Here is a 10174-nt window from a genome sequence, read left to right as displayed (position 1 = left end):
GGCGCACCCTGGGGCGCGGGGTGGGGCTGCGGCGAAGGAGCGGGCTGCGCGTGCGGGGCCTGGGCGGCGTACGGCCAGGGCTGCCCGATCGGCGGTGCGTGCGGCTGCGGCGGTACCGGCGGGGGCGTGAGCGCGGTGCGCGGCCGCCCGGCGGTGACGACCGCGACGACCTGGAACAGCAGCGCGGCGACGACCAGCCCGATCGGCAGCACCAGCACCCCGAGGGCCAGCCGCATGATGACTCCGCCGACCAGCCGGTACGGCTGCAGCGGCGAGGGCCGGAACCCCTGGGGCATTCCGGTGGCCATCAGTCGACGCTGCGTCAGGAGCCAGAGCGCCAGCCAGCCCAGCAGTGATGCGATGCCCGAAACCATCTCCTCGACGGTCTGGGGGTATCCGTAATAGCCCCACAGGTAGGCGAGGTTGATGGTGCTGTCGTAGTGGGTCGACCACAGCAGCGGGTAGAAGTCGAGGTCGTGGTTGTTGGTCATCAGGAGGAGCAGCCCGAACCCGGTGGCCGACCCGACCAGCAGCTCCCCGACGGTCGCTGCGAGGCCGCCGGCCGGGGCCGACGGTCCGCCCCGGGCGGCCAGCGCCCGCTCCCGGGCGGCCCGTTGGGCGCGGATCAGGAGCAGGACGGTCACCAGCCGGACGGCCAGTGCCAGACCGCCCACGGCCGGCACGGCCAGCAGGAGTGGTGACTCCACGGACTCCGCCAAGTACGCCGCCATCGTTGTGTTCCCCCCTGTCCAGCCCGTCGGTCGGGCAGGGGGAGTATAGGTTGCCGGGCCGTACCCGGGAGCCGGGCAACCGACCGGGGACCGGGGCGCGGTGATCAGTGGGCGATCCAGGCGCCGGTGAGGGCGAGGACGGCGGAGCCGTCGAGGTCGGTGAGCTTGGTGGCGGTGAAGCGGCGGGCCGCCTCGGAGGTCTGCACGCGGAAGGCCGGTCGGTCGGTGGTGAGGGCCTCGATGATCGTGGCGGCGGCCTGCTCGGAGGTCTGGGCGCTGTCGAAGGCCTTCTCGGTGCGCGCGATGTAGGCGTGCAGGGCCGGGCCGTACGGTCCCGCCTGCGCCACCAGGGCGTCGCGGCCTCCCACGTTGCTGATGAACTCGCTGGCCACGGCGCCCGGTTCGACCACGGTGACGGTCACACCGGCGGTCGCCGCGACCGGGGCGAGCGACTCCATGAATCCCTCGACCGCGAACTTGGCCGCGCAGTAGGCCTCGTTGAACGGCTGGCCGCACCCATAGGCGTCGATGCTGCGGGCCAGGTGGGTGATGACGTGGCCGCGGGTCCAGCCGGCCAGCGTCGAGGGTGCACGCATCTCCAGGTCGGTCAGCGCGTCGAGGGTGGCGGTGATCCTGGCACCGGAGCGGGTGACTTCCTCGATTATGTCGAGCATGTTCGTACCGTAGTGGCGGGGTAGTCGTCGCCGAGCGTCGGACGGACCTGCGACGCGGGATATCGGCCCCTCAGCAGGCCTCCGACCGCCGTGATGCCTGCCGTGATGGCGCGTTCACCGACGTTGCCGAACCCCAGGATCAGCTGCACTGGCTCTGTCGCATGCGAAGAACGGCAGGTGCTCATTCCGTAGAGGCCCACGGATCGGGCGTGGGCGGCGGCGATGAGGTCTTGCTCGTCGGCCGGTCCGTGGAGGTGCGCTACCGCGTGGAAGCCCGCCGCGAGGCCGGTCACCCTGACCTCGGGGGCATGTTCGGCGAGCGCCGCCACCAGGGTCGTGCGCCGCGCCGCGTAGGTTGTCCGCATCCGGCGCAGGTGCCGGTCGAAGCGGCCGGACTCGATCATTCTCGCGAGGGCGAGCTGATCGAGTGTGGGCGACCCGCGGTCGTTCAGCTGCTTGTGCTCGATGATCAGCTCGGTGAGCGCGGGCGGGCAGAGCATCCACCCGATGCGCAGCGCGGGCGCGAGGGACTTGCTGACGGTGCCTATGGAGATCACGCGGTCTGCGGCGAGTCCTTGCAGGGCGCCCACCGGCTCCCGGTCGTAGCGGAATTCGGCGTCGTAGTCGTCCTCGATGACGACGGCGTCCCGGCTCCTGGCCCACTCGATCAGGGCGAGCCGCCGCTCGGGTGCCAGAGCGACACCGGTGGGCCACTGGTGCGCAGGGGTCATGACGACGGCGCGGGCGTCGGTCGCGGCGAGTGCCTGCACGTCGATGCCGCGCTCGTCGACCGGTACCGGGATCGCCGACAGGCCCGCCCAGGACGCGGCAGAGGAGATCGTGGCCGGTGAGCCGGGGTCCTCGTACGCCACCGTACGGACACCTGTCCGGGCCAGGGCGTGCAGGGCCAGACCGAGGCCCTGCGCGTAGCCGGAGCAGATCACGATCCGTTCCGGATCCGCTGCGGCGGCGCGCACCCGCCGCAGATATCCGGCCATGACCTCGCGCAGAGCCACATTGCCGCGCGGGTCTCCGTAGTCAAGCGCCGCCGTCGGCATGGTGCGTGCCGCCTCGCGCGTGGCCCACAGCCAGTCGGCGAGCGGGAAGCTGCTCAAGTCCGGGACGCCCCACTTGAAGTCGGCCACCAGGCGTGGAGGTGCCGAGGGCGGTGACGTGGGCGCTGGCGGTGCGCCCGCGCTGGCGGCGACCCGGGTGGCTGAGCCGACGCGTGTCACGAGGTATCCCTCGGCTTGGAGCTGGGCGTAGCAGTCCTGCACGAGCCCGCGCGACAGCCCGAGCATCCGAGCGAGTTCACGGGAAGACGGCAGCCGTTCGCCGATCTGCAGCCGCCCGGTCCGGATCGCGTCCCGCAGTCGGAGTTCCAGCTGGGATCGCAGCGGCTCGCCGCTGTCCCGGTCGATGACCAGCAGCAGATCGGGTGACAGACCGGACCACTCCAGAGGCATGGAATTGGATCTTACTGGCGATCCGCTTGGCCTTTAGCTTCGTCGTGTGACCAGGATGATCAACTCTCGAGCTGAGGGCGCCGGTTCGCGGCCGCCGCTGGTGACGCGGCCCCTGCTGCTGCGTTTCGTCTCGGTCATCGGTGCCTCGACGAGCTTCTACCTGCTGTTGTCGGTCGTCCCCCTCTATGCCGAGGTGTGCGGAGGCGGCTATGCCGCGGGACTGGCCACGGGTGCGCTGATGCTGGCGACGGTCGGAGGCGGGCTGGCCACTCCCCGGTTCGTTGCCCGCTTCGGCTACCGCCTGGCGCTGGTGGCAGGGCTGGTCCTCCTCGGCACGCCCACGCTGGTGCTGACCGCTTCCGGGAGCACGGTTTGGATCACGGCGGTCTGTGTCGTGCGGGGTCTGGGCTTCGCGTTCACGGTCGTCGCGGGTGGCGCTTTGACGGCGTCGCTGATCCCGCCCGAGCGCCGTGGTGAGGGGCTGGCACTGGTTGGCATCGTGTCCGGGGTTCCGTCGCTGGTAGCCCTGCCGCTGGGGGTGTGGCTGGTAGGGCACGTGGGGTACGTACCGGTCTGCATTGCGGGCGCAGTGGCCGCGCTGGCCGCTATTGTCTCGGTGCCGGGCCTGCCGGACCGCGAGCCGACCTCGGGACGGTCGATCGGGGTGCTGGCCGGGTTCCGGACGGCCGCTCTTCTGCGGCCCGCCGTCGTCTTCTCGGCCACTGCGCTCGCTGCCGGAATCACCGTCACCTTCCTCCCCCTCGCCGTCCCGTCGGCTTCTACCGGAGTCGTCGCCATGGCCCTGTTCGTCCAGTCCGCGGCCTCAACCGCGGCCCGCTGGGTCGCGGGCCGACACGGCGACCGGCACGGACCGGCCTCACTCGTCCTGCCCGGCCTTGTTGTCTCCGCCGCAGGGACGCTGCTCACCTCTCTGACCCACAGCCCGGTCGCCGTTGTCGTCGGCGTGGCCCTGTTCGGGGTCGGCTTCGGAGTCACCCAGAACGCCACGCTGACGCTGATGTACGCGCGTGTCCCCGCGTCTGGCTACGGCACCGTCAGCGCCCTGTGGAACTTCGCCTACGACGCGGGCATGGGCGTCGGCGCCGTCGGGTTCGGGGTGCTCGCAGGCCAGACCGGCTACCCATTGGCTTTCACCCTCACCGCCGCTCTGATGCTCACCGCCCTTGCCCCGGTCCGGCGCGACCGCCTGGCCAACGGCTCCCGTCGATGACCGGCGCAACCACACACGGCCGGGGCCAAGGCTCCACCACCAGCACTTGCCGACGCGATCCCGTCGACGAACTGACCGCATTCAGCAACGAGACCGCCCAACGGGCACTGGTCTCCCAAGAACAGGAGCGCACATGAGCACGAACACCATGATGGTGGCCATCCTCGGGCCGGGCGGTGTCGGTGGCCTGATCGGCGCGCTGCTCGCCCGCGACGGACACCGCGTCGTCTGCCTGGCCGGCGAGGAGACCACCGCCGTGCTGCGCCGCGAGGGCCTGCGAGTGCAGAGCACGCAGTACGGCGACTTCACCACTCCGGTCGAAGCTGACACCTTGCTGCGCGAACCGGTCGACGTCACCTTCGTGACCGTCAAGCAGACCGCCCTGCCCGCCGCCCTCGACCGTGTTCCGCCGCAGGTCCTCGGCGACGGTATCGTCGTACCGCTGCTCAACGGACTCGACCACCTCGCAGCACTGCGCCGACACTATCCGGCCGGCCAGGTCGTGGCCGGAACCATCAGGGTCGAGGCCACCCGCACCTCGCCCGGACGCATCGCGCACACCAGCCCCTTCACCGCCCTCGAACTGGCCTCCCCGCTCGCCGACCTCGCATCCCACCTTCGGCACGCCGGCCTCGACGTGACCCTGCGCACCGACGAGAGCACGATGCTCTGGGACAAACTCTCCTTCCTCGCCCCGTTCGCCCTGCTGACCACGCGCTACCAGTCCGCTGTGGGCGCCATCCGCGACGAGCGGCGGTCCGAACTGCTAGCCGTACTCGACGAAATCACTGCCGTGGCCCGCGCCGCGGGCGCACCGGTGACCGCCGAGGCCGTGCTCTCCTTCTTCGACCGGGCCCCCGGGATGATGAAGTCCTCGATGCAGCGCGACGCGGAGAACGGCCACCCGATCGAGCTCGACGCCATCGGCGGGGCTGTCCTACGGGCCGCGGCCACTCACAGGATCGAGACCCCGATTACCGCACGTCTCGTCGCAGAGCTGGTTCCCACAGCAAGTCAGTAGCAACACCGGCCCGCACCGACGGCGGCGGGGGGCACCTCGTCAACTGCCGACAGTCCAAGGCCGTACACAACACCCCGGCGTGTTCACCGCCCGCTTTCAGGAGACATGATGCAGCACTTCGTCCGACCCGACGGCACCCCTCCGGTCAACGGCTACAGCCATGCCGTGGCGTTCACGGGGCCGATGGTCGCCGTCTCCGGACAGGTCCCGGTGGACGCCCACGGGCGGGTGGTGGGCGCGGGGGATACCGCGACCCAGGTACGCCAGGTCTTCGCGAACCTGGTCACCGCGTTGGAGGCGGCGGGTGCCGCCATGGATTACGTGGTCAAACTGACGGTATTTCTGACCAACCTGGCCGATCTGGACACCTTCCGCCAGGTGCGCGACGAGTACCTGGACACGGCCCGCCCGCCAGCCTGCTCACTCGTCAAGGTCGCCGGGCTGGTCCATCCCGCGTTCCGGGTCGAGATCGACGCACTCGCAGTGCTACCCGCTGGGGCGTGAGCTCAGGGAAGACACGAGTCGATCACCGGACGCCGTTGTCCGGCATCTCCTGCCCGAGCCCGACTCGGAGCCCCTCCCCCATTGGGTTTGTGCCAGCGCAACGGGGCGCCCGGCCTCCGGAGCTGGCATGGGCGCGGGGCCGCTGCCGAGGTGTGTCGACCTCGGGGTCGTCCGCGTGATCGAACGCTTCCGGACCAGGTCGGGGGACTGCGACTGTTTGCTCACGAGAGGGTGCCACCCGACGTGGCAGCCCGCAATGCAGGGGAGGCGGGCCCGATCGTGCCGACCGCCTCCGGTCGTCGGACCGGGGAACGTTCCGATCGGGGCGCTCGGCGAGGTCCTGCCCGTGGACCGTCCGGAACAGCCCGACCCGACGGCCGCGGGTTGCTGATCCACCCGCTCATACTGCTGACCACTGCTGCGCCCTGTCGGGCTACCCCTCCGCGGTCCCGGTGACGGGGCTGCGTCCGGTCGTCGAACCGGCGAGCGGGGCGTTGTTCGTCCCCGGCGCACGGCATCTGCCCAGAAACCTCACCAAACGGTGTGGAACCCTCACCGCCGGGCTGCCTAGGTTTTGCATGCGCCCGACGCCGTGCACGGAGCCGGCGACCACGGACGAACAGCCGGCCCGGTAGCGGGGCCGGCGACACGGGAAGATCACATGGACTACTGCGTACCCTGCCGGCGCCATCTGAACGGCGCGTTGACCTGTGCCGGCTGCGGCGCTCCCGCCTCGGGGCACGCCCCGGTGGACCATGCGTCGTCCCCCGCCTCCGGCGATCCGGATTCGGCGGCCATCGAGCCGTGGACGCCCTCGGTCGTCCGCGGCTCGGCACGCAGCGGCCGCGGGACCGGCTCCCGACGGGCGGCGCGGCGGCCCGGGCGGATCGTGGTCTCCGTGCTGGGCCTGGCCGTGGTCGGCCTCGGGGTGGCGGCGTTGGCCGCCAACGGCAGCGAGGGGGTGCCGCCGGGGGCCGGCGCACCGGCCACGCTCGAACCCAACAGCGGCGGTGTGGTCCCGCAGCCCGACACGTCCGCCTCGGCCCCGGATCCCGTCGGCACCGCAGCTCCGTCGACCGCCCGGAAGCCGACCACCCGCTCGGCCTCCCCGTCGCCGTCACCGTCGAAGAGCGGCACGACGGCGGTTCCGGCAGCCTCCAGTGCTCCCGAACCGGCGGCCACCGCAGCGGACCCGGCGGTCCCGTCGCCCTCGACTGCAGCCCCCAGCACCCCGTCGCGCCTCTCTCCCACTCCCACCCCGCAGACCACGCCCACCTGCACCCCGTTCCTCTTCTGGTGCACCTGAGGGTGTCCGCCCCGGCGTGACGGGCGGCCGAGCTCGGGAGCCTCAGGCGCCCGTCGCGGAACGGGCCGAACTGCGCCCGCCCCCGGCGTGTTCGCCCGCCCGTGAGGGTGGGCGGACGAGGTCAGCCCGTGCGGTCGCGGTCCGCGGATCCTTCACCGGTGCGGACCCGGGCCCCGGTGTCCCGGCGCTGGAACGCGGTCGGCCCTGCGGTCGAGCTGCGCTCCGCCTCGCGGAGGGCCTCCCAGGCGTCCGCCACCGGACCGAGGTGCCCGAGCTTGTCGGGGTTGTTCACCGTGCGGATCGCCCGGATCCGCCCGTCGCGCACGTCGAGCGCCCAGGCGCTGAGGACCTGGCCGTTCCGGTCGCGGACGATCGAGCCCGGCTGGCCGTTCACCCGGTGCGGCTCCACGACGCCACCGCTCGCGATCATCAGCGGGGCGAACGCCGCCAGCACCCGCAGGACGTTCTCGGCACCGACGATCACGGGCGCGAACTGCGGGGCCTTGCCACCGCTGTCGCCGGTCATCCGGACGTCCGCGGCCAGCAGCTCGGCCAGAGCGTCGACGTCTCCTTCCCGGAAGGCGTCGAAGAACCGATCGGCGAGCCGCTCGCGTTCCTTCCGGTCGGCCTCGAACCGGACCCGGCCCGCGTCCATGTGTCGGCGTGCCCGCACCGCGAGCTGGTGGCACGCCGCCTCCGACCGTCCCACGGCCGCCGCGATCTCCGCGAAGCCGAAGGCGAACACCTCCCTCAGCACGAAGACCGCGCGTTCGAGCGGGGTGAGTCGCTCCAGGAGGAGCAGGGCCGCCATCGACAGCGAGTCCGCCAACTCGGCCGACCGCGCCGGATCCTCGTACGGGTCGTCCAGCAGCGGTTCGGGCAGCCACGGTCCGACGTACTCCTCCCGGCGGACCCTGGCCGAGCGCAGCACGTCGATCGACAACCGGGTGACCACGGTCGACAGGAACGCCTTGGCCGACCCGGGCCGGGTGGAGGTGGCCTGGTAGCGCAGCCACGTCTCCTGAACCGCGTCCTCCGCCTCACCGACACTGCCCAGGATCCGGTAGGCGATCGAGAACAGCAGCGGTCGCAGCTCCTCGAACTCCTCGGTCTTCGTCACCGCGTACCCTCCTCCTTGCGGCCAAGCCGCCACGGGGCGGCACGGCCCCCGGTCGAAGGGGCCGTGCCCCCTGGGCGCTCGCCTTCCACTGCCTGTCGTCCGGCCGACAGCCGGGCCGAACCTGTCGTCGGGCCGCTACGGCGCAGCTGCCCGCGCACCGTCACCAGGGCACCGGGCCCTCCGCGCCGAAGAACCCGGCGGTCGGCCCGTCGGCGTCGAGCGTGGCCAGGCGGACCACGGTGGCGGCGCCCTGTGCGACCGTGAGGAACCCGGTGTGGTTGTTGCTGTCGGTGTCGACGAAGCCGGGGGCGACCGCGTTGACCAGGACGCCGTCCTTGCGCAGCTCATGGGCGTACTGCACGGTCAGGGCGCTCAGCGCGGACTTGGACGGCGAGTACGCGGCCGACGGAAGTAGCGCCGCGAAGGGGCCGTCCGGATCGCCGGTGAGGGAGAGCGACGCGGCGTGACTGCTCACGTTGACGATGCGTGGCACCGGTGACCGCCGCAGCAGCGGCAGCATCGCGTTGGTCACCGCGATCACCCCGAAGACGTTGGTCTCGAACACCGCTCGGACCATGTCCAGGTCGACGGAGCTGGGGATCTGATCGTGGGCGTCCTCGGGCGACACCTGTCCGGAGCCGGTGATGCCCGCGTTGTTGATCAGTACGTCGAGCCGGCCGAAGCACTCCTCGACCTGCTTCACGGCCGCGCGGACGGTGACCTGGTCGGTGACGTCCAGGGTGACCGCATGCGCGTCGCCGCCGGTCGCGCGTACCGCGGCGGCGGCCTCCTCCCCGCGCAGCGGGTCCCTGGCTCCGATCACGACCGTCATGCCCAGCGCGGCGAGCTGTTCGGCGACGCCACGACCGATGCCCTTGTTCGCCCCGGTGACCAGCGCGACCTCCCGGTGCGTGCGCTCCTCACTCATGACCTGCTCCTTGTCGTCGAGAAGGGGTTCTCCCCGGAACCCGTCTTCACCACCTGGGACGAGACAGCTCGACGATCTCTGACATCCCGACCGAAGACATCGGCGCAGGGGAACGCCGACCGGCGGCGGGAGCGTCAGGCGGCGGGGCCGCTTGGGCGGCGTCGATGCCGGCGCCCTGCAGACCCGCGTGTCGCCGGTCGCGCTCGGCGAGGCGATTGCGCCGCGGCGGAACGCTGGTGCACGACCTCGGCTGTCGGTGCGAGGAGTTGATCCGAGGTATCGTCACCAACCTTCTTGATCAGTGCATCGAACCTTGCGTCGGGTTGCTCTGCAGCTTGCGCTGTTCCCGGCGGTTGGGGTGGCGGATGATCACTCCGGCCATGCCGCCGGACCCGGTGAGGCGGATCAGGGGAGTTCCGGGGAGCCGGTCGGGGGTGGTCTTGTCGGTCAGGCCGCCGACGCCGGGATCCATGCCGTTGGTGTCGGCGGCCCAGCTGTCGGGGATGACGATCGTGACACCGGACGTCTCCCCGTACGCCTCCACGGCGACCTCCGTGAGGCGGCACTCGACCCGGGTGAAGTCGATCTTCACGCCCCCGACGCCTCCGTGCGCGATGACGCGCCCGGGAACGTCCCAGCGCCCGGGGCCCTGCGACACGCCGTACATGCCGCCCTGGAGCACCAGCGGCGGCCGGCTCCCGGGCGCGTTCGGCCTCGGCAGGTCGGCGGTCAGGACGGCCAACTCGGCGTGCGTCTTGGACTTCAGCGCCTGCTCCAGGCGTGCATCCAGCTCGTCGAGATCGATCCGCCCCTCGGCCGCCGCGTCGCGCAGCTGCTCGACCACGGCTTCCCGGTCGTCGTGGGAGGCGCGGAGTTCGCCGGACGGGACAGGGTACGGAGAGGTCTCCGGAGGCTGGTCGGTCATGGTCATCAGGATAAGCAGCCGACGAACCGAGTGGCCGGAAACCGCACCCGCAAACAAGCCGCCCGGGACCCGGCAGCCAACTCCGGTGGAGGGCGGTGAGGTTGCCTCGGCAGAACGTGGCGGCCGCTCGCGCCGCCGCGGCCGGTGCCCGCTTCCAGCGGCCGCCCACCATGTCAGCGGCTGATCCGGTCGATCTCCGTCAGTTCCTCGGCCGTCAGCGGGGCGCCCTGGAGGGCGTCGATGTTCTGGTCGAGCTGGGCGGTGCTGC

At 71.7% G+C, this 10174-nt stretch carries 8 protein-coding genes and 3 pseudogenes; 3 read left to right on the top strand and 8 right to left on the bottom strand.

Annotated features, from left to right (window positions below; genetic code table 11):
* The 4 genes and pseudogenes from ACWGB8_RS36235 to pdxR form a co-directional block, all read right to left on the bottom strand.
* A pseudogene (locus ACWGB8_RS36235) lies at window positions 1-707 on the bottom strand (hypothetical protein); the annotation flags it as partial.
* A 128-nt stretch (window positions 708-835) separates the two neighbouring features.
* A pseudogene (locus tag ACWGB8_RS36230) lies at window positions 836-1243 on the bottom strand (SDR family NAD(P)-dependent oxidoreductase); the annotation flags it as partial.
* 24 nt (window positions 1244-1267) lie between these two features.
* A pseudogene (locus ACWGB8_RS36225) lies at window positions 1268-1405 on the bottom strand (maleylpyruvate isomerase N-terminal domain-containing protein); the annotation flags it as partial.
* On the bottom strand, window positions 1393-2871 hold the full coding sequence (pdxR, locus tag ACWGB8_RS36220) for a MocR-like pyridoxine biosynthesis transcription factor PdxR (RefSeq protein WP_452217921.1): 1479 nt from the start codon (window positions 2869-2871) through the stop codon (window positions 1393-1395). The pseudogene ACWGB8_RS36225 and the gene pdxR, both read right to left, overlap by 13 nt.
* A gap of 55 nt (window positions 2872-2926) precedes the next feature.
* On the opposite strand from pdxR, the gene ACWGB8_RS36215 reads away from it, so the two are divergent.
* The 3 genes from ACWGB8_RS36215 (at window position 2927) to ACWGB8_RS36205 (ending at window position 5627) form a co-directional block, all read left to right on the top strand.
* The gene (locus tag ACWGB8_RS36215; RefSeq protein WP_452217922.1) at window positions 2927-4102 is read left to right on the top strand and encodes an MFS transporter; all 1176 of its coding nucleotides are present in this window, start codon (window positions 2927-2929) and stop codon (window positions 4100-4102) included.
* 133 nt (window positions 4103-4235) lie between these two features.
* Window positions 4236-5123, top strand: coding sequence for a ketopantoate reductase family protein (locus ACWGB8_RS36210; protein WP_452217920.1), 888 nt, complete (start codon window positions 4236-4238; stop codon window positions 5121-5123).
* A 105-nt stretch (window positions 5124-5228) separates the two neighbouring features.
* Entirely contained in the window at window positions 5229-5627 is a 399-nt protein-coding gene (locus ACWGB8_RS36205) for a RidA family protein (RefSeq protein ID WP_452217919.1), read from the top strand.
* 666 nt (window positions 5628-6293) lie between these two features.
* Here the strand turns inward: ACWGB8_RS36205 and ACWGB8_RS36200 are convergent.
* From ACWGB8_RS36200 to ACWGB8_RS36185, 4 genes are all read right to left on the bottom strand, one after another.
* Window positions 6294-6929 carry a hypothetical protein gene (locus ACWGB8_RS36200; protein WP_452217918.1) on the bottom strand — a complete coding sequence of 212 codons (636 nt, stop codon included), beginning with the start codon at window positions 6927-6929 and terminating at the stop codon, window positions 6294-6296.
* A 125-nt stretch (window positions 6930-7054) separates the two neighbouring features.
* On the bottom strand, window positions 7055-8053 hold the full coding sequence (locus tag ACWGB8_RS36195) for an RNA polymerase sigma-70 factor (protein ID WP_452217917.1): 999 nt from the start codon (window positions 8051-8053) through the stop codon (window positions 7055-7057).
* A gap of 160 nt (window positions 8054-8213) precedes the next feature.
* On the bottom strand, window positions 8214-8981 hold the full coding sequence (locus tag ACWGB8_RS36190; protein ID WP_452217916.1) for an SDR family oxidoreductase: 768 nt from the start codon (window positions 8979-8981) through the stop codon (window positions 8214-8216).
* A 298-nt stretch (window positions 8982-9279) separates the two neighbouring features.
* Entirely contained in the window at window positions 9280-9906 is a 627-nt protein-coding gene (locus tag ACWGB8_RS36185; RefSeq protein WP_452217915.1) for a DUF1707 SHOCT-like domain-containing protein, read from the bottom strand.
* Between the last annotated feature and the right edge of the window lie 268 nt (window positions 9907-10174).

The organism is Kitasatospora sp. NPDC054939 (genome assembly GCF_053610105.1).
Note: the sequence above shows the minus strand (reverse complement) of the source record. Positions and strands in the feature narration are given on the sequence as shown.